This is a genomic window from Rhizobium sp. O111, from assembly GCF_055616315.1.
This window is the reverse complement of record NZ_JBSHXL010000002.1, coordinates 1,097,538-1,120,044: the sequence shown is the minus strand read 5'-3', so window position 1 is coordinate 1,120,044 and position 22,507 is coordinate 1,097,538. Positions and strand designations below refer to the sequence as shown.

Here is a 22,507-nt window from a genome sequence, read left to right as displayed (position 1 = left end):
AACGACCTCGGCGTTGAAGCCGCCGAGGTAATTGGTGCAACATCGAACAACGTCACCCTTCAGGGAGCAGACGTCATCAGAGACACTATCGGTCTAGCAGCGCATGCGCCATATCGATGTCGGATATCGTGCCGCTGCAGGTGAACTTCCCGAGTACCGCCTCCAGAGCCTCCCGCGCCGCTTTGACGTCGGCTGATGGTGCAATCCTGAAGAGGCATATGGCGCATCGGAGTTCCCAGAAGATCGCGCCCATCGAGCGGGCGAGATGGAGCGCCTCATTGAGGAGCCTAAGCGCCCCGACGCGATCCTGCTTGATCAACGAAACCGCTTTCAGTCTTAGCAGTTCAGGCCTACACCAGCCGGCGTCGCCAGAAAGAGCCCTGTCCAATGCAGCCGGTGACGCTCTGCACCCAGCAAGTATCGTCATGTACTCCAGCCTCATGCCAACCCCTTCGAGAAGAGCCCGCCGCAGCTGGGATTGTACCTCGTCGGTTTGAGTTTCTGGGGGAATAATGAGCTCGTATCCATCCACCCATTCCTGCCAACGGACCAGCATGTCCTTAGCTGCGATCCGCCTTACAGCGCCCAATCGCGATCTGGCGGCCTGAATGTCCCCAGCCAGATAAGCGATCGGTATGGCGCTAAGCGACAGCATCAGGCAGGTGGAGATAGAGTGGCCGAGTGTTTCTGAGTCGGCGACAAGTTCACGTATTCCCTCGAGGCTTTCATCTATCTTTCCTTCGAGGAAGTCGATCATAGTGACAACGGATCGCGCTATCGTCCCTTGGTCGTAGCCTGTGCCGTAGTTTTGCGTCGTCCTGACTGCGCGGCTCGCCTCCATAATCGAAATCTCCGCCTGCCGGCGCGAAGCGGAAAGATCTCCGTGGAAAAGGTAGTTGTGCTCGAGCAGCCTGCTGAAGCTCAATGAGCCTGGGAATCTCGCCTGCAGATCGTTCGCGATCGCGATCGTGTCAAGGTAGCGACCGTTTGAACTGGTGACCGATGCCTTGCCTCCGAACGCCCTCATTATCCGTGTCGGGTTTCCGAGACGCTCGGCAATCGCAATAGCTTTCTCGAACTCCGCGAGGGCCTCGTCGTCGCTCTTGAAGCCGCGGGTATGGTAAAGTGCGCTTCCTCTCGCGATACGTAACTGGACCTCGATGTCAGTGCCGACGTGTTTGGTTGACGGGAGAAGCTCAAGTGCGGCCTCGATTTCAACCGACTGTTCGCTCATCGCGCCCAGTTGAACCCATATCACGTTCGAAATGGCGACAAGCTCAACTGACAGATCAATATCGACGTCGGATGAGCGCGTCCACACAGTTGCAGCACGAAGGTCGTTTATGAGAGACCCGAAACGACGGATCCAGTCGGCCGTCGAGAGCGATCTCCAGTCGTACTCTGCCCTCAAGAGTTCATCCCGGCAGTATTGCGCATGCGACAGGCGATACTCCTTCGCCAGAGCGCTATCAGCAAGCTTCTCGGCAGCATACCCTTTCGTGGTATCCAAGAGACGATATCGACCATCGGCGCTCGATACGGCGATCAGTGACTTGAGTAGCAATCCATCGAAGGCGCGGTCGAAACGCTCGCCGGAAAGCCATTTGTTGGCGACCGTTTCTGCGCCCTGATCCGAAAAGGTGCCGGGGAACACCGCGATCATCGCGAAGAGTTGCTTTTCGTCGTGATCCAGACTGTCATAACTCCAATCGAGGGTAGCTCTCAACGTCTGCTGTCGGGGAGGTGCGGTTCGTCGTCCTCTACGTAGGATGGACAACGGGTCGTCCAGAGAGCCAAGAACGCTCTTCAGGCCGAGGCTGCTGACGCGAGAAGCAGCAAGTTCGATTGCCAGAGGGATGCCGTCCAAGCTTCGAACGATCGCTGCTGCTGCCCAAAGGCTTTCTTCTTCGGCGAAATCTTCGACGTCCGAAGCCAGTTTCACCGCTTCCACGAACAGTTCAACGGATGGAATGGAGAGAAGATCCCCCGACGAGATCTCCAGATCTGGGACAGGGAGAGAGGGCAACTGCCTCACTTTCTCGCCGGCGACCCGAAGGGGTTCGCGACTGGTCGCTAGAATCGTCACGCTCGCCGTTGCCTTGAGGATCTGATCTACCTCCTGCGCAACCGTGTCGATTAGATGCTCACAGTTGTCAAAAAGGAGGAGAATGTCGCTTCCTTCGAGAGAGTTGAGAACAGCTTGTCGATAATCTTTTGTGTAAAGAACCAGGCCCAGAGACGACGCCAGAGTAGGCATCAACAGATTGCCGTCCCTCAAAACCGCAAGATCGAGGAAGATTACCGTCTTTGACGACTGGACCCTCGTCGCGATTTCGAGGGCAACGGCAGTTTTCCCAATCCCGCCAGCACCTGCAATCGTCAGCAGCCGAGTGGACGTCAATGCAGCTAGTGTCGTCTGGATGAAATCCTGTCGTCCAATCAAGCGGCTCGCGAACCGCGGCAGGTTGGTATCGAGATCGCCGTTTTGCCGGTTTGGCACGCTCGAGGCTGCGAGAGATTGCTCCGTAGGAGCGACAAACATATATCCACGACCAGGGATGTTTTCGATGTATCGCCGGTCACTATGTTCGCCCAGGGCCTTCCGGAGCGTTACGAGATGGACACGAAGCGCGCCCTCGTCGACAGTAGTGGTCGGCCACCCCGCACGGAGCAACTCATCCTTCGAAACAATTTCCCCGGCTTTACTGACCAACGCGATCAGCAACTCCAGAGCTTTCTTGCCAAGTTGGTACGGTCGACCCGATTGAGTCAGTTTTTTGTTGAGAACATCGAGCTCAAAGGTGCCGAACTTTATAACAGCCATCGCCGAAACGTTGATCCCGCCAGAATTGATCTACATCACGGGTATCACATCTGTATGGCTTTAAGGCAACGGCAAACAATGGCCGGCTGCCGTAACGCATCCACCAGCCTAATGGACGCCGAGAAGCCGGGCGCCTGAAAGTCAATACGGACCGATCAACGCAACCTATCAGTCAGCCTTCTTCGGCTGCATCAGTTATCCCTCACACCTTCGAGGAGCATTTCAAGGCGATCCACATACTGGCATAGGCGCGCAGAGGTCATGCGTGCGGCGTCTATGTCCGGTTTGTCTCGTCCAATCCAACGAAGATTGGTTTTTACGCCGAGTTTGAGAAGATAGAGAAGCTCGACCACTTGCTGCGGTTTTGAGACGGAGTTGTCATCCAACCCGCATTCGCCGGACCTTGGATCACAAGTAGATCCAGCGCGGTCGCGTGAAATCGAATTCAAATCTGTCATCGCATTGTATCCCAAGTGATGCAGCGAGCGAAACGTGATCGATGCTAGGTGTCACATTCCAGCGCATAAACTGAAGCAACGAACTCGTTTCGCCCACCCTCGAAAGAGGGGGGTACATGTTTATGGCGACCACTAGGAGCCGCGCGTCGTCGCAGTGGGGCCATCTCGCGAGTGAATTCGCCCAGGTGTGCAGAAATTCGGCGACCGCTTGTGAACACCGGGCTATTCGACATAATCTGGATCGTGGTTTGAACTTGGCGGAGCTGTCTTGCGCACCAATTCCTTGGACAAAATTTCGCTGAGAGCTCTTCTGTTGGCGGCCCTCATCGAGCTGTTGGTCATTTGGCCTCTGCCAGCTCTTGCCCAAACCGTCGGCCAAGTCCCTACGGCTACCGTTCTGCCCGAAGTTATCACCAGCCGCCTCATTCCAAAAAGCGACATCCAGTTCACTAGGATGTCTTTGTCGCAGGGGCTCTCGCAAACCCGTGTCGGGCAGATAATTCAGGACGACGACGGTTTTATATGGTTGGGAGCTCAGCACGGGATCAACAGGTTCGACGGGTATACTTTCCAGGTTTTCAAACATGACCGCGACGATCCCGATAGCTTGAGCGGAGTTTACATCTACTCGACATTCAAGGACCGCGATGGCACGATCTGGATTGGAACGGACCAGCTTTTAGACGCATTCGACAGGACTACCGGGAAATTCCGACACTACGTGCTAGACGCGTCAACTCCGACCGTCCTCCAGATCAGCCAGGACCGGAATGGTTATCTTTGGCTTGCGACGTCGCAGGGCCTTTATAGACTCGACATTGCAAACGGCGACGTCAAGCGTTTCGGACAGGTCGCTGGGCGCGACGATGGTTTGAGCACCGACGACATCAAGTCGACTGCGACGGATCGGGAAGGCGTCTTCTGGGTCGCGACAGGGAACGGCTTGGAAGCGTTCGATCCCGAAACTGGCAAGGTAAGTCTCCGTATTCCGTTGCGTATCGAAGCCAGGGAGTTCCAGTTCTTCGAAGACTCCAAGGGACTGTTCTGGATCCTCTGGGGTTCGGGCAGCGGCCTAGCGCTCTACGATCGAACGTCGAATACGGTGAAGAAGATCTCCTTCAGCAACAGCGCCGACGGGTTGATGTCCGGGATCTACAAAATGATCGAAACCCGGAATGGCGACCTATGGCTTGTCAGCATGGGGGCTGGTCTTCTCAGGTTCAACCGAACAGACTTCACGTTCGACCAGTACGTGAATGATCCGACTGATCCCCAAAGCCTGTCGGAAAACAGGGTCATCGAGATCTTTGAAGACCGTCAAGGCAATATATGGACCGGACTTCACGCTAGCCCGCCGAATATCTTCGTTCCAGAACCACTGCCTTTCCGAAAAATATGGCCTTATCCGGGGCATGTAAACAAGTTGGGAGAAACCTTCGTAAACGCCATCCTAGAAGATCGCAAAGGCAACGTCTGGATGGGAACAGGTGGGTCGCTGACGCGGGTCGACCCGGCTGGTAAGCTTCGAATATTCGACCTTGCGGGCAATGGGACATCCGTTGAAATCCTTTCAATGGCCGAGGACAGCGAGGGGACGCTCTGGATCGGAACTATCGGAACCGGCTTGTTCTCATTCAACCCAGATACGGGCAAGACGCAGACGTTCAGATATGAGCGCGGACGGCGTGATTGGCTGAGCAGCGATGTCGTCACGCGCGTGTTCCTAGATCGGCACAATGTGCTGTGGCTTGCTACCTGGAACGGCCTCAATCGCCTAGACCCGAAATCCCTGACCTTTAAAACCTATCGAGCTGATACGTCGTTGAACAAGGAGCTCTTTTCGATCGATGAAGACGACAAGGACAACCTTTGGATTGGTTCGCGAGTAGGGCTCGTGAAATTTTCCACGGCGATAGAGCAATTCGAGGAGTTCCGTCACGATCCTGCGGATCCCACATCCATCAGCAACAACACTACCAACAACATCTTCAGAGCCAGAGACGGCCATTTATGGGTTGCCACCCATAACGGATTGAACATGTTCGATCCCGAAACCGGCAAGTTCAAAGCGTTCTTCGAAAAGGATGGGCTGGCTGGCAATGCCGTCAGTTGCACACGGCAGGATGCGGACGGAAATCTCTGGATAAGCACGAACCGTGGCGTTTCGAAAATGAATCCTACGACTGGCACCTTCCAGAATTTCACCAGTGCTGACGGCTTGCCGGGCAACGACATGGGAGGATGGCATGCTTGTAGCAGCGGTAAGGACGGGCGGATATATTTCGCAGGCTTCCCTGGCGCCGCGGTTACGAACCCAGCGAGCATCCGCCCTGTGGAACAAAATTCCCCGATTCTCTTCACAGACGTCAGGATCGCGGACAAATCCGTTCTCTATCCCCTTAAGGGCGAGAAGACCGCTTTTCGACTGCGCTACGATCAGAACTTCGCCGTATCCTTCTCCGCATTCGATTTTTCAAATCCAGCAGCGGTGAGATACAGGTATCGAATCGCGCCATTGGAAGCGGATTGGCATCAATTGCCAGCGACGTCGCGAACGATCAACTTTGCTACCCTTCCATCGGGGACATTCTCGCTCATCGTCGAGGCCGCTACGGAACGGGGGACTTGGGGTGGTGCCCGCTCTTTGTCTATTCAAGTTTCCCCGCCATGGTGGACGACTTGGTGGTTCGTTGCTCTGGTTTGTCTATTATTGATGACAATGCTCGTTGCGGTTTATCGAGCCCGAGTGATGCAGATTGACGCGCTATATCGAGCACGTCTGGAGGAACGGCTTGGAGAACGCACACGTGTCGCCAGAGATCTTCACGATACGCTTCTACAAAGCTTCCAGGGTTTGATTTATCGCCTCGAAGCGGTCCGAAGCCTTCTTCCTGGCGAGCCAGTGAAAGCGTCGGAAATGCTCAACGTCATCCTCCTCAAGAGCGATGACGCAATTGTAGAGGGTCGTGACACAATTCAGTCGCTTCGCGACCCAACCAAAGCTAGCGCGGACTTGCTAAAGTTGGTCGAAGAAGATTCCGTCGAACTTGCTTCCATTCAGCCTGATGAGGGCCATGCCAGTTTCTCGCTTGAGGTTGAGGGAACACAAGCGCGCCTTCCCATAGAAGTGCGGGATGAACTACGCCAAATCTGTCGCGAAGCTCTCCGGAACGCCTACTTCCATTCGCAAGCCAGCAATATTAGCTGTTTCTTCAAGTTCGAGGGCTCACGTATGGAAATCATCGTTGCCGATGATGGAAAGGGTATGCCGGAGGAATTTGAATCGAGACATGAGGCTGGACATTATGGCATCTCGGGAATCAGAGAGAGGGCAAACAATCTGGGCGCCAACGTCGCGATTTCGAGTCGGCTCGGTCATGGCACGAAGGTTGTTCTGAGCATGAATACAAGCGAAAGCCGGCTCCGATCGATCGCTCGGAAGATGGCCGCCGACAATGCAAGTTAATTTCCAAGAAGTGGTTCACACCCAAATGCCGCAGTCCATCAGATGAATATGACAACTCGTCCTCCGATTGCTATCGTGGAAGATGACCTTGCCGTCCGTCGAGCCTACGCCGATTTGTTTTCGTCATACGATTGTGAAACCGCCGCCTTTTCGAATGCGGAGGACTTTCTTGAACACATCACGACGCACGACGTAGCCTGCCTCATCCTTGACCAAAGGCTGCCGGGAATGAGCGGCCTGGAGCTTCAAGGTGTTCTCCAAGAACGTGAAGTTACGTTCAGAACGATTTTCATCACGTCACAAGACGACGAAACCACCAGGGCTAAGGCCATGGAGGCAGGAGCGGCGGCGTTCTTCAGCAAGGGAGGTGATATCGACGTTATTATCGCCAGTGTGTTGGAACTCGCCGGCCACGTTGGGTGAGGACAAAATGCTGCGGCACTCCGATTTCAATCGCAGCCGAGGTCTCGTCGTTGCGGATCCTTTGCTTCACCGCAGTTCTCCGGTCGGAATGGAGAATTCTACCGCCGTTCCTCCCTCACGCCGATTGTAAAGTCTGAGTCTCCCGCCAAAGCCTTCCACCACGGCCTGGGCCACCGTGAGACCAAACCCCAACCTGTTCGGCTTAGTCGTAAAGAACGGATCGAAGACCATGGCGAGGTGTTCTTCCTTCACACCGACGCCGCGATCTGCAATCTTTACTCTAAGGTCTCTCGATCGCGTAGCGCGTGAAATCCATACCGACACCGAAGATGCCTCTTCCCGCGAGTTCGCTGACTCCAGGGCGTTCTGTATTAAAGCGCAAACGACTTGCTTCAGCGCCACCGGATCAGCCACTATCAGGGGCAATTCGGCATCGGCGATGATCGATACCGAAACCGCCTTACCGCTTAGCGGTTCAATCAGAAGGTCACGGCACTGAGCTACCAACTCATGGAGATCTAAAGCTTCTCGACCAAGCCGGCTAGGACGAAGGCTTTCACGGGTCCGCTTCCCAATTTCGGTTAACCGCTGTGTATTCCAGCGAAGGCGCTCCATCACCTTGGAGAGTGCATCAGTGTCGGTCGTGTCTGTCGCCGCCGCCAGACGTGTCGCCGTGGCTAAGTCGAGGGAGATCGCAGTGATCGGCTGGCTGATCTCATGAACTAGCGACGCCGAGAGTGCCGTCGCCGATGCGATCCTGTTCGCCTTGGCCAGGTGCTGTCGCGCAGCGCCGAGGCTCTCAGTCCGTTCGATGGTTTCGCTCGCATCAAAGAAGGCAACCTTAGCGATCCCGCTATCCATGATCCACAGCGCGAAAGGATAAGCCCGCCTCTTGCCTTCAGCGTCGAGCAGTTCTGCAATTCCGCAGGATGTTGGAGTTTTGTCGTGCAGCGCGTTGAGGATCGCGATCTCGACGTCGAGAGTGGCAGTGCCGGCGATCCCGGCCCAACCTGAGACCATCTGTGAACGGTCGGCGTATCCAAGCGCTGAAATTGTTCTTTCACTTGCGCGGGTGATAGAGATTACACGTCTCAATTCGTCAGCGGCGGCGGGATGCTTTTCAAGGAACTCGCGGATACTCGTCGAAGTGTGCAGACCCGAGCCGCCTAATGTTGGTGAGTGGGGTCGAATTTCGTACTCGATCCAACCCATTTCTCGGGATTCGAAGGTCTTCTGAAATCGTTCCTCAGCGCGGGCGAGTGCCATTTCGCACTCGTCGGTAACAGTCTGCATGTCAAACTGCAGCCGGGCGATAGTCTCCTGCAACTCGACTTGGCTTTGAACGTCGATGAGACTGCCAAACCATTTGACTACCTCGCCGCTCTTGGGTGAGCTGACCGATCGGCCACGGGACTCCATCCAGCGGTATGAGCCATCGTTCATGCAAACCCGCGCGTGGGCTGAATAGGACGCACTGCCATTCTCCACCGCTAGTCGCCAGGCTTGATACATCTTGAGACGATCGGCAGGATGAATAGGGTCGACCCAGCTTTGGTCGCGAATTGCCTGAAGACGCGGAATTCCAAACGTTTCAGTGTATCGCTCGTTGAGGAATTCGCACCGCCCGTCAGCAGCGGTTCCCCAGAGAACATGCGGTAGGGCGTCGGCGAACTCTTGACGTTCATCGACTTGGGACGGCGGCTCGCGAAGATTGTTCCGCTGTCTGCGGTGGGCGAAAAAGCCGAATGCTGCGATAGCCGCCGCCAAGGTCATCAGGTTGCAACCTTCGATCCAGGCAGCAATTGAAAGGGTCGTTTGTGATCCATTCAATGCGACAAGACACGTGAGGCCGACCGTCGAGCAGGTCGCGACGATGAACAGGGATCGAGGTAACCCGAGCAAGCTTGAGGCAGCGTGTGGGATTGGTGACAATGCAATGTCAGAGCGCGCCCTGCCGAGATACGATGCGGCCATTGCAAAAGTTGGCCAGGCCCTATCCCACCGCGAGTGTGATCGGGTTGGATTGGACTGTACGGAAAATAAACCAACTATTCGTCGCAAAGGCCATTCCTCGTCTGGCAACTTCGCTTGCTCCTACCCAAGGTTTAATTTGACGTGAGAGCTAACACCTTTAGTTTCGCATACGATACCTATCTATTTTGGTAGGTCGGACGAAAGTCCGCTGGCTGCGGTATGGCCAAATCTGCAAGGAGCCCCGACTTGCGTCGGCAACATTGGCCGGCGAACTGAGCGCTTCCTAAACCAGCGCCGAGCCGCGATCCGTTGGTCTCGCCTATCCGAGTGATATTGCTCCGTCACGCTGAACCACCCTTTCGGGGGTGGACAAAGTGGGGCAGGAACCTACCATCGGCGGTAAACACAGTTGATAACGGTTGTGTCGATGTGACTGTGGCGCGCCGCCTCGACGTGGACTACAAATGAATGCATCAGCCGAGTTGGATTAAAAACAATGTCGTTACGGAAAGTGTTGCGTCCGGTTCACAGTCGCAGGTGCGTGGTGGTGGATGACCTTGTCCGAGACCAACTCACGCTCCGAGGACCCTGACATCAATGGCATCGCGTCCCATTCGAATAATGACCGCTGACGACCACTTGCTTATTCGTGAAGGATTGGCGGCGCTGATAGCCGCACATCCGGACATCGAGCTTGTTGGCGAGGCTGCCGATGGCGAACAGGCGATCAGACGTTATGGCGAGTTAGAGCCAGACATCCTGCTTCTTGATTTGCAGTTGCCCAAAGTGCATGGGATCGACGTGTTGATGGAGATTCGGAAGAACTACCCCTCAGCACGCGTTATCATCCTCACCACCTATGATTTCGAGCAGCTTGCGAGCAGGGCGATAGCTGCCGGCGCCCAAGCCTATCTACTCAAGTCGGCTGTCCGTAAAGACCTGATCAACACCATAAGGTCTGTGTCGAGCGGACGACGTCACGTCGATGCCGAGGTTGCTAACACGCTTGCGGCTTACGCTGATGGAGATACTCTGACTGCGCGTGAAATCTCCGTGCTAGCGCTCGTTGCGGAAGGCAATTCGAACCGCGAGATCGGTATTGTGCTTTCGATCACCGAGGAGACCGTGAAAGGGCATATAAAGAGCATACTCAGCAAGCTGACTGCGAACGACAGAGCGCACGCTGTCGCGATAGGCATGAAACGAGGTATAATCAGCGTCTAATGGACGGGACCCCGCTGCCTACATGACGAAACACTTGGCCGAGAGCCAGTCAGGCGCTGTAGCCACCATCGACGTTCAATACGCTGCCCGTGATGAACGCGGCGCTCGGCCCGACGAGAAATAGTATCGCTTCGGCCACCTCGGATGGTGTGCCGAGCCTCTTCAAGGCATTTGCCTCGCGTTCTTATAGCGCGGCAATCTGGAAGGAACTCGCGCGACAATCTAGATGGGACTGTTGTGTCGCGGACAGTGGGAATTTAGCAGCGTGATTGACGCTGGCAAGCGGTCATTGCTCTTCTAATTGTCGCGGAGCGTCAATCTGTGTAGCCTCGTTGATTGTCGCGTAGATTGGAGGCCGCCCGCGTTGCCGTTTTGCCTCCATAGCTGAGCGGCGACGGTAGCTCTCGACGTTCATCTCGAAGATCGTGGCGTGATGAACGAGGCGATCCACCGCGGCGAGCGTCATGGCGGGATCTGGAAAAACTTTGTTCCATTCGCCAAAGGGCTGATTTGCGGTCAGCAGGATAGATCGCCGCTCATAGCGTGCCGAGATGAGCTCGAAGAGGACGCTGGTCTCAGCCTGATCCTTTGCGACATAGGCAAGATCGTCGAGGATAAGCAGATCGAACTTGTCGAGCTTGTTGATGGCGGATTCCAGTTGCAGTTCGCGTCGCGCGACCTGGAGCTTTTGAACGAGATCCGTCGTCCTGGTGAAGAGCACGCGCCAGCCGTTCTCGACCAGCGCCAAGCCGATGGCTGCCGCAAGATGGCTTTTACCGCCCCCCGGCGGCCCGAACATGAGAACATTAGCCCCCTTCGCCAGCCAGCTATCTCCCGCCGTCATCGCCATGATCTGCGCTTTGGAGATCATCGGCACGGCGTCGAAGGCAAAGCTGTCGAGCGTTTTGCCCGGCGGCAACCTGGCCTCGGACAGATGGCGTTCGATCCTGCGTCTGTCACGTTCGGCAAGCTCATGCTCGGCGATAATCGATAGGAAGCGGGCCGCGGGCCAACCCTCTCTGTCGGCCTGTTGGGCAAAGTCTGCCCAAAGCATCTTGATCGCCGGCAAGCGAAGCTCGTTCAACATAATGCTCAGACGGCCAGCATCGATATCATTGGGATTGGTCATGCGCGTTCTCCCACCTGGTCGGCGCTGACAAGGACCTCGTAGCCGCTTAGCGGTGCCAGATGGACGGAGACGACGGGTAAGGCGGCGGGGTCGGGCGCAAAGTGCTTTCGCAACTCAGCCATATCGGGAAGCTCGCCGGCATCCAACGTTCTGGCCAGTTGCTCGGCCAGTTCGCGTTCGCAGGTTCGCTCATGGGCCAGCGCCAGGATCTCGACCATGGTCTTGCAGGCCTGCTTGTCGGTCAGCCGCTCCAGCAAGACCTCGAAGGTTTGCCGATATTCCAGCCTCGGGAAGAGCTGGTCTCGGTAGACGAGCCGCAATAGCGCCATCGGCTTCTGACGGAGCGAGTGAATGACGTGCCGGTAATTGACGACCTGGCTGTGGCGACCATCTGGATGTCCCCGCCCTCGGGAAAGCGTCATGAGATAGGTGCCGCCGACGAACACATCAAGTCGGTCATCGAAGAGGCGCACCCGTAGCCGATGACCGATCAAGCGGGAAGGCACACTGTAGAAGACTTTGCGCAGCGAGAAGCCGCCGGTGCGCATCACCCTGACAACCACCTCCTCGAAGTCTGTCGTCCTGCGCTGCGGCAGGTCCTGAAGATGAGGTCTTTCTGCCTCGATACGCTTGAGATTGTGTGCATTGCGGCGGCTAACGATCTCATCGATGAAGGCACGGTAGGCGGCAAGATCGTCGAAGTCGTTGCTGCCGCGCATGAGCAGCGCATCACGGATCTCTGCCTTGATATGCCCGTGCACGCTCTCGATCGAGCCGTTCTCGTGGGCGATGCCTTTGTTATTGCGCGTTGGCTTCATGTGATAGTGAGCGCAAAGTTCCTCGTATCGACGCGTCAGATCCTCCTGCTCGTCGGCAGTCAGGTTGCGGAACGCCGCCGACAGGCTGTCGCTGCGATGGTCATGCGGCGCGCCGCCAAGGGACCACAGGGCGTTTTGTAGCCCTTCCGCCAGGGCGACAAAGCTCTCGCCGCCGAGGATGACATGACCATGTTCGAAGCCGGAATAGGCAAGGCGGAAGTGATACAGGAGATGATCGAGCAACTGGCCGGCGATCGTGACCTCCAGACTATCCATGTTGGTGAAATCCGAAAGGCCCAACCGGCCGGGCTCGTGAACCTGCCGGAAGATGACCTCCTGCTCTGCGCCATGCACAGCGCGCCAGGAGCGAATGCGCCGCTCCATCGTCCGACGAATGCCGTCCCCAAGCTCCGGGTGGCGGCGCAACATCTCCTCGAATATCGCCACCGCCCGTATTCCGGGCGCAGCCTGAAGCAGCGGCACGATCTCGGCGTCAAAGATATGGGCCAGTGGATCCGGACGCCGGCGCTCTCGCGGTTTTGTTTTTTGAGATGGCAGACGCGGATCCTTCTCGATCCGGAAAGCTGTCGTGCGGCCGATCTCGGCTTTTGCGGCAGCAACCGTGACGGAATGATTTTGACGTAACTTCATGAAAAGCCTCATTTGATGATCGTTTACATGGCGACCTGGCACAAAGTGATTCTCCGGTTATGGAAAATCGCCAGATTGACCGCGATCACAGGCGCAAGGCATGCCTGAATTTGCGCCACGGGTGGTGGGCATAACTTCGATCGGGCTACGCCCTCACTCCGTTACGCCCACCACCCGCAAAGTCCCATCCTGATTGTCGCTCGAATTCCACGTTGATCGTCGCGCGGCACGTTCTGCAGCTTCGGCCTCTTTGGAGATCTTAGCGACAGACCTAGAAGCAATTGCTCCAATCTGGACCACATTCACGGTAATCCCTCGCGGTCCCAGATCGTGTGCAGCTCCCTTGCAGAAGGCAGCTATAGCTGCGCGCGTCGCAGCGAAATCGGCGAGTCCGGCAGTTCCTGTGCGCGCAGCCAAACTAGACCCCAATGCGACCACCCGACCACCATTGTTGATGACCTTTGAAGCTGCCTTGATCAGAGCAATGACGCTTCGCATATCCACGTCCAACTGTTCACTGAGGGCATCATCGTCGACATCGTCGACGTCGATCTGGCCTTCGACACGATGAACCGTGTTTGCTACAAGCACATCGAGGCGTCCGAAAGCAGTGGCAACCGCACGTGCGAGCTGTGAAGCCTGGTTTCGAGTCGAAGTCCGTGCCATGGGGAACCACACGACTTGCCCGCCGTATGATCGCAGAGACTCGAGAAAATGAGGATCAGGTTCTTCCTCCGTCGCGAGCGCCAGATCTACTCCCTCGCGAGCGAGAGCTTGAACTGTAGCGACGCCAATTTCGGTATGCGCGTGTGTAATCAGAGCCACCCGAAGGCTAACGGTCCGGTCTGTGTCCTGTCCGACAGTGCTCAATGGATGCCTCGAAGAGTTTGCAAAGATCGATGGGCCTCGCGTGGGTCGGGCACCTCACCAAGCGGTTATCGAGCTGCTTCCAGCGATTATTGTAAAATTCAGTCCCCTCCGTTGTTAAGGGCGAGGCCTTAACGGCGTAACTTCTTTTTACATCCTATAACTCGATTTCACACGTCCCAACACGGCAATCTCCCTGCATCGAAGCAGCGAGGATATCGCGATGGACACGTCTCTCTCTTTCAGCGCCACATTGGATGGTGGCAGCGCCTCACAGATCTGGCACGCTGAAGTAGACTACGGAACGATTGATGGCTGGCTTGATAGGCAAAGCCTTGCGGACCGAATCATCCCGGCGGTTGCGGTAGCGAAGGAAAAAATTCCATCAGGGCTCAGCGAGTGGCAACGGAAGAAGATTATCCGTTACGTCGACGAGAATGTGGACACCAGGCTCCGCGTCAGTGATTTGAGCGAGCAGGTTCGCTTGAGCGTGAGCAGGTTCTCCAAGGGATTTAACGTCACGTTTGGACGACCGCCGTATGACTACGTGCTGTCGAGACGCATAGAGGCGGCAAAATATCTTATAGCCTCGACAGATGAGCCGCTCAGCCAGATCGCCCATGCTTGCGGTCTCAGCGATCAGGCTCACCTCTCCAAGGTTTTCAAACGCCTCGTGGGAACCACACCGCTAAAATGGCGGAAAAACGCCTCGGTCTCCGCAACACGCCGCTGGGACTATCTGAAAGGCGGCGACCGCTGCGGACTAAACCCCGACGTGCGCATGCCTCTCGCTTATTGAGACGGTGGACTGCCCCTAAGAATGGGACGACTGCAAAGTGACCGACGCATGCCGTTGGTGCAGGATCGTCCAATTTTCGAGCCTCGAAAGCTGTCACCATGATCGACGACGATTTGATCGACCGTGCTTAGCTACTACGCGGCATATTGGTCCGGGGGCTACGAAGAGGCGAACGATGAGAAAGCTGACCATCAATGGCAAAGTCCACGAGCTGGACGTGCCGGACGACATGCCACTCCTATGGGTGCTACGCGACGTGCTCGGGATGACGGGAACTAAATACGGATGCGGGATCGCTCAGTGCGGAGCATGTACTGTGCATCTAGGTGGTGTAGCGGTGCGATCCTGTCAGACGACGATGGACGCCATTGAGGACATGCCAATCACGACCATCGAAGGCGTCGGTGACACTCCTATCGGCGCGAAAGTTCAAGCGGCATGGCTGGAAAAGGAAGTGGTCCAGTGCGGATATTGTCAGTCTGGGCAAATCATGTCCGCGGCGGCCCTCTTAACAGACAATCCCCGACCAACGGACACTGACATCGACGACGCCATGTCGGGAAACATCTGTCGCTGCGGCACCTACGTAAGGATCCGTGAAGCCATCCACTCGCTCAATGTGTGAGAGGGCGGCAGTATGATCGAGAATCTCGTATCCCGCAGGAATTTCCTTCGTGGAACCGCGCTCGCTACCGCTGGTCTGGTTTTGGCTGTTCAGCTGCCCGGAAACGTCCGTCGAGCCGCGGCCGCGATGGGGGAGCAGCCGCAGTTCGTACCTAACGCTTTTATCAAAATCGACACTGGCGGGATCACGCTGATCATGCCTCACACCGAGGTGGGCCAAGGTATTTACACGTCTAGCGCCATGCTTATGGCGGAGGAACTGGAAGTCGATCTCGATCAGGTTCGTGTGGAGGCAGCGCCGCCCGATCTCAAAAAATACATGGATCCAATCCTGTTCGACCAAGCCACAGGCGGCTCGACTTCCACTCAATCCGACTGGGTACGTCTACGTGAGGCAGGCGCCTCCGCCCGCATCATGCTAGTCGGTGCAGCTGCAGAACGTTGGGGGGTCGCGCCCGCGGAATGCACGGTTGCGCGGGGCACAATACACCATCCACCTTCCGGGCGTGCTATCGGCTACCTTGAGGTCTCCTCGGATGCGGCTACGCAGGAAGTGCCAAAACAAGTTGCGCTCAAGGATCCCTCCCAATTCAGGCTTATCGGTACGAAGGCGAAACGCCTCGACACGCCCGCGAAAGTCAACGGTTCCCAGGTATACGGGATCGACACCAGGCTTCCGGGCATGGCGTTTGCGACCTTGGCGGTCGCGCCTGTAAAGGGCGGCAGGATCGCCACCATGAACGAAAAGGCCGGTCGTGCGGTAAAGGGCGTTCGTGACATCGTCCGCACCGACGACGCCGTAGCGGTTATCGCCGAGCACATGTGGGCCGCCAAACTAGGCGTGGATGCTCTCGAACTGACTTGGGAGAGCGGACCGAATGGTTCTGTCTCGACAGACTCTATTGTCAACGACATGCACGAAGCGTCAATGAAGTCGGGCGTAGTCGTTCGAGACGACAACGGTGCTGCAGAAGCTATCGGAAAGGCGAAGACCAAGCTCGATGCGGTGTATCGTTCGCCGTTTCTTTCTCATTCGCCTCTCGAACCTATGAACTGCACGCTGCACATCGAGGACGATCGTGCCGAACTGTGGGTCGGGACACAGGTCCCTGTCCGGGCGCAAAAGGCCGTGGCAGACGCGACGGGGCTTCCTCCCGAGAAGGTAGTTGTGAACAATCAGCTGATGGGAGGAGCGTTTGGGCGCCGGCTGGACATCGACACGATCGAGCAGGCCGCCAAGCTCCTCCGAGACGTGAGATATCCGGTGAAACTGGTCTGGACGCGGGAGCAGGACCTGACGCACGATTTCTTCCGACCGTACTATTACGATCGAGTATCTGCCGGGCTGGACGAAACCGGCCGCCTTGTCGGACGGACCCATAGGGTGACGGGCTCGTCTGTTATGGCACGATGGGCACCTCCGGCTTTCGTCAATGGTGTCGACCCCGACTCTCTCGATTGCGCGGCGGAAACCCCATACGATGAAGCAGCGGTGTTCGCGGACTATGTCCGTCATGAGCCGGAAGGATTGACGACAGCTTGGTGGCGAGGGGTCGGTGCGACCCACAATCTTTTCGTCATGGAAAGCTTCGTGGACGAAATGGCCCATGCGACCGGTCAGGATCCTGTAGAGTTCAGGAGACGAATGCTGACGAAGAACCCACGAGCCCTTGCAGTACTGGAGCTCGCGGCCGAAAAAGCCGGATGGACGGAGCCGCTCCCGAAAGGCCGCGGGCGAGGGGTCAATTTGCAATTCGCCTTCAACACGTACCTCGCTCATGTCCTTGAGGTCGAGGTAGTGCCTGGCAAACAGGTAAAGCTGCTCCGCTCAGTCCTGGCAGTCGATTGCGGGATCGTTATCAACCCAGACACGGTCCGGGCTCAGATGGAAGGTGGAGTCTTGTTCGGGCTGGGCACAGCAATGTTCAACGAAGTGACTTTCAGCAATGGCGCCGTGGACCAGAGCAATTTCGATACCTACCGGATTTTGCGGATCAACGAGGCGCCCAAGGTCGAAGTTTACCAAGTGAAAAGCAATGAAAAACCTGGCGGGGTTGGTGAGGCCGGAACAGCCGCTGCTGCTGGCGCGTTGGCAAATGCGATATTCTCGGCAACGGGAAAGCGCATCCGGTCTCTGCCTCTGTCTCAAGCCGCAGTTTGAAGCAGGGACCGGCTAGGGATCTAAAGCTAGGAGTACGAATGATATCGCCAACGATTGAGAAGATGACCGATGGGTTCGGCCGATCAATCAATTATCTCCGCGTGTCTGTCACAGACCGCTGCGATTTCCGATGCACCTATTGCATGTCTGAAAACATGTCTTTTCTTCCGAGGAATGAACTTCTGACGCTCGACGAACTCGAAAGGGTTTGTCGGATCTTTGTTACCAAAGGGGTTAAGAGAATAAGGCTGACAGGAGGTGAACCCCTGGGACGGAAGGGGATTATCGATTTTGTCAGGGCGCTCGGAAGATTGATTGGATCCGGCCTTGAGGAGTTAACACTCACGACCAACGGTTCACAGCTCTCGCAGTACGCCGCTCAGCTAATGGATGCCGGCATTCGCAGAGTAAACGTATCCCTCGATACCCTTGATCCCGAGCGGTTTCGCTCGATAACAAGACGGGGAGAACTCACGAAAGTGTTGGACGGCATAGGCGTGGCTCGCAATGTTGGACTGAAGGTCAAATTGAACGTTGTGGCGATGCGCGGCATCAATCAGCAGGAGATACCGGATCTAGTTCGCTTTGCTCATCGTCACGGCATGGACATCACCCTAATCGAGACAATGCCGATGGGTGACGTCGGCGAGGACAGGACCAAATTCTATTTGCCGCTATCGGACGTCCGACAGGAGCTTGCGAGGCATTTCACGATGCGGCCGTTGAATTTCCGTACTTCAGGCCCCGCGCGCTACGTTGAGATTGCAGAGACAGGGGGCATACTTGGTTTCATTACGCCGCTTAGCCATAATTTCTGCGAAAGCTGCAACCGTGTGCGCCTCACTTGCACAGGCTCTCTCTACGCCTGTCTCGGGCAGGAAGATGCCGTCGATCTGCGGGCAGTCATGCGCGCGGGTATCGATGACGTGGGGTTAGGAAATGCTATTGACCAGGGCATTGCACGCAAGCCAAAGGGCCATGACTTTGTCATTGAAAGAGGGCGGGAGCCCGCTGTGCGCCGCCACATGAGCGTGACAGGCGGCTGACGAACCGGCCGTGGCCAGTTCATCTTGCGAATTGCATCTCACGCCCAAGTCGACTCAGGCGCGACCTCCTTCGGCTAGGATCTCAACGATGCGTGCCAGCAGGCCGCTGGTTCCCTCGACAGCTGTGTGAACCAGGCTCAGCGTACCGTCGAATGTTGCTGCGGCCACAACGTCCTGACCGCGAACCGAGCGCAACGCGGGAGCCCAAATCTTTTCAATCACGAGGTCACCATACCGTTCCGGCAAACGCAGTATGCCGAGGTTTGTCATCACCGTATCGAAAGGTATGTGCTCGACTACGCGCTGGCGGCTTGCCTCGTAGCTCGCGTCTTCGGTGAACCGCTTCGCTAGATCGGCGACCATCCAGAGCGCCATTTTCCGTTCTCGGAACTTGGCGATCTGGGATTGAACTCGGCGTGCGTCGTCAATGAACTCTAACCCATCCCTCTGGAAAGGAGTGACCGCGACGGACAGCGAAAGGCCAACATGCTCAGGAATTGCGAATTCTGGCTTGAGGTCGATCGGCGACATCACCCGCAACGGCTGACCTGACCAGCGGTCGTTGAGGTCGACTAGGGCCCTTCCATGTGCCGCGGTCAGGACCGAGTTCAGCGTTAATCCACGTGACTTTGCATCGAGGTAGAGCTTTGTGAGACGGCCCCTGTCGAGTTCAACTGCGTCGATCGACGCAGTCGCGTAAAGCTCAGCTGATTGAGCTGGCTTTCCGTCGGTGAAACTCTGCTCGAAGTGCGCGCGCCGCCTGAACAACGGGACCTCCAACCCCATGCGATCCTCTAATCTTGAGTCCGCGATCGGAAGGGAAAGGTCACTGCCGCTCAAGGCGAGTAGGACCTCGTGAAGTACGAAGACGGCGGCGAGACCGTCCACTACGGCATGATTGAAAGTCAGCGCCAAGATACCTGACCGAGCTTCGGTTGCGATCACCGCGCGAACAAGTGGTGCCTCTGCGGAGATGAGAGGCCTGTTAATTTCGTTTTCTGCAATTCGATGCCACGTAGTCGTGGACCCCGCAATCACCGAGAGGGGTATCGGATGATTTGAAGGGACGAAGCAGTGGGCGTCGTCTTTGTCCCACGCCAATGAAGCTCTAAGGAGAGGGTACCGTGCTTGCACCTGTGCGAGTGCGGATATGACGCCTGCCTCGGACAGAGTTCCGGACAGACGCGCCGCAATCGTGAAGTTCATCGTGCCGTCTTCGCCGTACGCCGCGAACAGGTGTTCGAATGCGCCCAAATGTCTTGTGCCTTCGGATGTCGCGATTGTCATTTCTTGCCCTATCGTTGACGTCTGCGCGACCTTGACTATCGAAGGCGGGTGACGCGCGATTGGCGAATCCGGTCGTCAAGCTGAGCGATGAAGCCTGAAAGTCGCCGGGCATCCCGGAGTTGAATCGTCCTATTCCGCGACGGGGCCAGGTATTAGCCATGGTGCTATCCACAGCCCATGCGGCGACCCGTGAAGAATTGGTGCCGAAGATGCCTCAGCCTTATCCCATACTCGTAGAAGCGCTTGCCCAGATCGCGGCTTCCAACGACAGCAGTCAGATCTCGGAAATTGCCCGTCAGGCCGCACGGAAGATCCTGTCTGACGACGCTATAGCACTCATCGAAACGCAAGGTCTGGAGGTGGTGGGGGCACAATCAGCGCCTCTTACCGCAATTTCCGCCATCCCTTCCGGTTCATACGCAAGCGATCTAGCAGGTCTATCGTTGATGCCCAAGGTGAACCATCCGGCTTTACTCGGCGGGGCAGGGATGATCCCGAACCCCCAGAGTTTTTCGCGAACGCTACGGCATGGCGCGGATAACCTTCACACGGAGGAGCCCGATGGCGATCTTGCAAAAGCGATCGCCGAGATACTTGCCGCACAAACACTCGCGCGCGCGGCGTCGGCGGCAATTTCGAGATGCGGCGTGTTCGCTGAACTGGCGATCGCGACTACCCGTCTCAAACTTGAGCGCGACGAGGTGCGACACCGCCTGAAAAACGTGTACGCGTCCGCGATCGGGCTTGCCAATCTGTCGCTGCCACGAGAGCATTCTACAGAGTACGCCTATCGCTTGAGAGCTTTGGCCAAGGTACATCACTTTCTCGATGACGACGGCGACCGAAGGATGGTTGTCTCACTGCATGCGCTCCTGACCGCCGTACTAGCGCCATACCAGGATCCCGATGTTCCGAGGATCGTCGTTCAAGGCCCTGACATCGAGGTGGCCGGCAATGTTGCAACGGCACTAGGTCTACTCGCCAATGAACTTGCTACAAACGCACTCAAGCATGGAGCGCTTTCGGGTTGCTCCGGTCGGGTGATGGTTCAATGGACTCATTGCGACGGCGAGATAGGGCTCTGGTGGCGGGAGACCGGTGGGCCGAAAACGGACACCTTGGCCGAGCCAAATGAGGGGTCGAAGCTGATGAGGATGCTTGTCGAACGCCAGTTGCAGGGAAAAATGGTGCATAGCCTTACAGGAACGGGGCTACACTTCGCCGTTCTGTTTCCCACGACATGACCAAACGAGTCCTAGTGCAATTTGGGGCCGAGGTTGGTCGCAGGCATGATTTTACAATCACTTGAGACCGCCACCTGCTTTCCTCCGGGGGACACAAACCCAAAGGAGAAAAGACAATGGCCCAAGTGGAATCCTATGACATACTCGTCTTCGGAGGCGGCAAGGCGGGTAAGACACTCGCAATGGAGCAGGCAAAGGCGGGTAAGCGCGTAGCTGTGGTGGAAGCTGGCCTCATCGGTGGCTCGTGCATCAATATAGCCTGTATTCCCAGCAAAGCGCTGATCCGCAGCGCCGAGGTTGCGCATGCCACCCGAAGAGCCGCAGAGTACGGCACAGAGGCTGATAATATTCGCACCAGTCTCGATCTCGTGCGCAACCGCACAGCAAGTGTAGTTGCGGAAATGGTCGCTTTCAATCAGTCCATTTTCGATTCAAGCGGCTTTGAGCTGGTGATTGGCTGGGGCCGCTTTGTCTCCCCTAAGACGATCTCCGTCGAAACCGGGAATGGCATCAGAACCCTGACTGGTGACAAGGTTTACATAAACCTCGGCACAACTGCAGCTATACCAGATGTTCCTGGGCTTGCGGCCGCCGATCCCATCACTCACGTCGAGGCACTTCAGCTTGGCGACATGCCGACCCACCTGCTTGTTCTTGGCGGCGGCTACATCGGTATGGAGCTTGGCCAGGCATTCCGTCGTCTCGGCGCGGAGGTGACAATTCTCGAGAGGGGTTCCCGTCTCGCGCCTAGGGAAGATGAAGACGTCGGTGTCGCGCTGCTTCAAGTGCTTGAGGGAGAGGGCGTCAACGTTGCGTTGGACTGCAACGGCACAAGGGTGGCTGGGAAGTCGGGACAGTCGGTGACCGTCACAACTGCCGACGGGCGTGTGTTCAAGGGCTCCCATCTCCTTGTGGCAGCGGGCAGGCGTCCGCGGACAGATGGGATCGGCCTTGAGCTTGCGGGTGTGAAATTGGACCCTCGCGGATTCGTGAAAGTTGATGAGAAGCTTAAAACGACAGCGGACGGCGTCTGGGCAATGGGCGAGGTCGCGGGCACGCCGATGTTCACCCACGCGTCGCTCGATGACTATCGAATTGTATCGAGCCAGCTCAAGGGCGGCGAGCGGACGACAGAAGGGCGGCTGATCCCTTACTGCGTGTTCATCGATCCAGAATTCGCCCGTGTCGGCCTGAACGAAAACGAAGCCCGCTCGAGAAGCCTAGAATACCGTATCGCGCGACTTCCCATGGACGTTGTTCCCCGCGCCCGCACTCTCTCCCAACGAAAGGGCTTCATGAAAGCGCTAGTGGCGAAGGATACGGATCAGATCCTTGGCTTCAGCATGTTGGGGGTCAACGCAGGAGAAGTCATGAGCGTCGTGCAGATGGCGATGCTCGGGAAACTGCCGTTCACGGCACTGCGTGATGGTATCTTCGCCCATCCGACGATCACGGAAGGGCTGAATATGCTTTTTGGCAACGTGAAGTGATTTGATTTGAGGGCGCCGGCCA

General features: G+C 56.7%; 17 protein-coding genes. 9 read left to right on the top strand and 8 right to left on the bottom strand.

Going from position 1 to position 22,507, the window contains the following annotated elements:
* Positions 1–85: 85 nt before the first annotated feature.
* Together ACVTFQ_RS24705 and ACVTFQ_RS24700 are read right to left on the bottom strand one after the other, a co-directional pair.
* Entirely contained in the window at positions 86–2,824 is a 2,739-nt protein-coding gene (locus ACVTFQ_RS24705; protein ID WP_470424091.1) for an ATP-binding protein, read from the bottom strand.
* Between the two features lie 191 nt (positions 2,825–3,015).
* A complete protein-coding gene (locus ACVTFQ_RS24700; RefSeq protein WP_470424090.1) occupies positions 3,016–3,282 on the bottom strand; it encodes a hypothetical protein in 267 nt (88 codons plus the stop codon).
* A gap of 268 nt (positions 3,283–3,550) precedes the next feature.
* Between ACVTFQ_RS24700 and ACVTFQ_RS24695 the strand changes: the two genes are divergently transcribed.
* Together ACVTFQ_RS24695 and ACVTFQ_RS24690 are read left to right on the top strand one after the other, a co-directional pair.
* Positions 3,551–6,748 carry a ligand-binding sensor domain-containing protein gene (locus ACVTFQ_RS24695; protein WP_470424089.1) on the top strand — a complete coding sequence of 1,066 codons (3,198 nt, stop codon included), beginning with the start codon at positions 3,551–3,553 and terminating at the stop codon, positions 6,746–6,748.
* Positions 6,749–6,790: 42 nt separating this feature from the next.
* A complete protein-coding gene (locus ACVTFQ_RS24690; protein WP_470424088.1) occupies positions 6,791–7,171 on the top strand; it encodes a response regulator transcription factor in 381 nt (126 codons plus the stop codon).
* Positions 7,172–7,237: 66 nt separating this feature from the next.
* Here ACVTFQ_RS24690 and ACVTFQ_RS24685 read toward each other — a convergent pair whose 3' ends face one another.
* Positions 7,238–8,944 (bottom strand): ATP-binding protein, encoded by a 1,707-nt coding sequence (locus ACVTFQ_RS24685; protein WP_470424087.1) that lies wholly within the window; start codon positions 8,942–8,944, stop codon positions 7,238–7,240.
* 798 nt (positions 8,945–9,742) lie between these two features.
* On the opposite strand from ACVTFQ_RS24685, the gene ACVTFQ_RS24680 reads away from it, so the two are divergent.
* Positions 9,743–10,369 (top strand): response regulator, encoded by a 627-nt coding sequence (locus tag ACVTFQ_RS24680; protein WP_470424086.1) that lies wholly within the window; start codon positions 9,743–9,745, stop codon positions 10,367–10,369.
* A 49-nt stretch (positions 10,370–10,418) separates the two neighbouring features.
* Here the strand turns inward: ACVTFQ_RS24680 and ACVTFQ_RS24675 are convergent, their stop codons facing one another.
* The 4 genes from ACVTFQ_RS24675 to ACVTFQ_RS24660 form a co-directional block, all read right to left on the bottom strand.
* Complete coding sequence (locus ACVTFQ_RS24675; RefSeq protein ID WP_470424085.1) at positions 10,419–10,535, bottom strand: SDR family oxidoreductase; 117 nt, start codon at positions 10,533–10,535, stop codon at positions 10,419–10,421.
* Positions 10,536–10,655: 120 nt separating this feature from the next.
* Complete coding sequence (gene istB, locus ACVTFQ_RS24670; RefSeq protein ID WP_113178757.1) at positions 10,656–11,498, bottom strand: IS21-like element helper ATPase IstB; 843 nt, start codon at positions 11,496–11,498, stop codon at positions 10,656–10,658.
* Positions 11,495–13,009, bottom strand: a complete 1,515-nt coding sequence (istA, locus tag ACVTFQ_RS24665) for an IS21 family transposase (RefSeq protein WP_113178755.1) — start codon at positions 13,007–13,009, stop codon at positions 11,495–11,497. Before istA ends, istB begins: the two co-directional genes overlap by 4 nt.
* A 111-nt stretch (positions 13,010–13,120) precedes the next feature.
* Positions 13,121–13,792, bottom strand: coding sequence for an SDR family oxidoreductase (locus tag ACVTFQ_RS24660; RefSeq protein ID WP_470424175.1), 672 nt, complete (start codon positions 13,790–13,792; stop codon positions 13,121–13,123).
* A gap of 265 nt (positions 13,793–14,057) precedes the next feature.
* On the opposite strand from ACVTFQ_RS24660, the gene ACVTFQ_RS24655 reads away from it, so the two are divergent.
* The 4 genes from ACVTFQ_RS24655 to moaA all read left to right on the top strand — a co-directional run bounded on the left by ACVTFQ_RS24655 (position 14,058) and on the right by moaA (position 18,464).
* Positions 14,058–14,633 (top strand): helix-turn-helix domain-containing protein, encoded by a 576-nt coding sequence (locus ACVTFQ_RS24655; protein WP_470424084.1) that lies wholly within the window; start codon positions 14,058–14,060, stop codon positions 14,631–14,633.
* A gap of 175 nt (positions 14,634–14,808) precedes the next feature.
* Entirely contained in the window at positions 14,809–15,258 is a 450-nt protein-coding gene (locus ACVTFQ_RS24650; protein WP_470424083.1) for a (2Fe-2S)-binding protein, read from the top strand.
* Between the two features lie 12 nt (positions 15,259–15,270).
* Positions 15,271–17,418 (top strand): xanthine dehydrogenase family protein molybdopterin-binding subunit, encoded by a 2,148-nt coding sequence (locus ACVTFQ_RS24645; RefSeq protein WP_470424082.1) that lies wholly within the window; start codon positions 15,271–15,273, stop codon positions 17,416–17,418.
* A gap of 38 nt (positions 17,419–17,456) precedes the next feature.
* Entirely contained in the window at positions 17,457–18,464 is a 1,008-nt protein-coding gene (gene moaA / locus ACVTFQ_RS24640) for a GTP 3',8-cyclase MoaA (RefSeq protein WP_470424081.1), read from the top strand.
* A 54-nt stretch (positions 18,465–18,518) separates the two neighbouring features.
* Here moaA and ACVTFQ_RS24635 read toward each other — a convergent pair whose 3' ends face one another.
* Positions 18,519–19,751 (bottom strand): hypothetical protein, encoded by a 1,233-nt coding sequence (locus ACVTFQ_RS24635; protein ID WP_470424080.1) that lies wholly within the window; start codon positions 19,749–19,751, stop codon positions 18,519–18,521.
* 158 nt (positions 19,752–19,909) lie between these two features.
* Here ACVTFQ_RS24635 and ACVTFQ_RS24630 point away from each other — a divergent pair, with 158 nt between their 5' ends.
* A complete protein-coding gene (locus tag ACVTFQ_RS24630; protein ID WP_470424079.1) occupies positions 19,910–20,995 on the top strand; it encodes a sensor histidine kinase in 1,086 nt (361 codons plus the stop codon).
* 116 nt (positions 20,996–21,111) lie between these two features.
* Complete coding sequence (locus ACVTFQ_RS24625; RefSeq protein ID WP_470424078.1) at positions 21,112–22,485, top strand: dihydrolipoyl dehydrogenase family protein; 1,374 nt, start codon at positions 21,112–21,114, stop codon at positions 22,483–22,485.
* Positions 22,486–22,507 lie beyond the last annotated feature (22 nt).

What these genes read in the sequence shown, in the direction of transcription:
- ACVTFQ_RS24705 (WP_470424091.1), bottom strand. Translation starts at nt 2,824, where the DNA reads ATGGCTGTTATAAAGTTCGGCACCTTTGAGCTCGATGTTCTCAACAAA.
- ACVTFQ_RS24700 (WP_470424090.1), bottom strand. Translation starts at nt 3,282, where the DNA reads ATGACAGATTTGAATTCGATTTCACGCGACCGCGCTGGATCTACTTGT.
- ACVTFQ_RS24690 (WP_470424088.1), top strand. Translation starts at nt 6,791, where the DNA reads ATGAATATGACAACTCGTCCTCCGATTGCTATCGTGGAAGATGACCTT.
- ACVTFQ_RS24685 (WP_470424087.1), bottom strand. Translation starts at nt 8,944, where the DNA reads ATGACCTTGGCGGCGGCTATCGCAGCATTCGGCTTTTTCGCCCACCGC.
- ACVTFQ_RS24680 (WP_470424086.1), top strand. Translation starts at nt 9,743, where the DNA reads ATGGCATCGCGTCCCATTCGAATAATGACCGCTGACGACCACTTGCTT.
- istB (WP_113178757.1), bottom strand. Translation starts at nt 11,498, where the DNA reads ATGACCAATCCCAATGATATCGATGCTGGCCGTCTGAGCATTATGTTG.
- ACVTFQ_RS24655 (WP_470424084.1), top strand. Translation starts at nt 14,058, where the DNA reads ATGGACACGTCTCTCTCTTTCAGCGCCACATTGGATGGTGGCAGCGCC.
- ACVTFQ_RS24650 (WP_470424083.1), top strand. Translation starts at nt 14,809, where the DNA reads ATGAGAAAGCTGACCATCAATGGCAAAGTCCACGAGCTGGACGTGCCG.
- ACVTFQ_RS24645 (WP_470424082.1), top strand. Translation starts at nt 15,271, where the DNA reads ATGATCGAGAATCTCGTATCCCGCAGGAATTTCCTTCGTGGAACCGCG.
- moaA (WP_470424081.1), top strand. Translation starts at nt 17,457, where the DNA reads ATGATATCGCCAACGATTGAGAAGATGACCGATGGGTTCGGCCGATCA.
- ACVTFQ_RS24635 (WP_470424080.1), bottom strand. Translation starts at nt 19,751, where the DNA reads ATGACAATCGCGACATCCGAAGGCACAAGACATTTGGGCGCATTCGAA.
- ACVTFQ_RS24630 (WP_470424079.1), top strand. Translation starts at nt 19,910, where the DNA reads ATGGTGCTATCCACAGCCCATGCGGCGACCCGTGAAGAATTGGTGCCG.
- ACVTFQ_RS24625 (WP_470424078.1), top strand. Translation starts at nt 21,112, where the DNA reads ATGGCCCAAGTGGAATCCTATGACATACTCGTCTTCGGAGGCGGCAAG.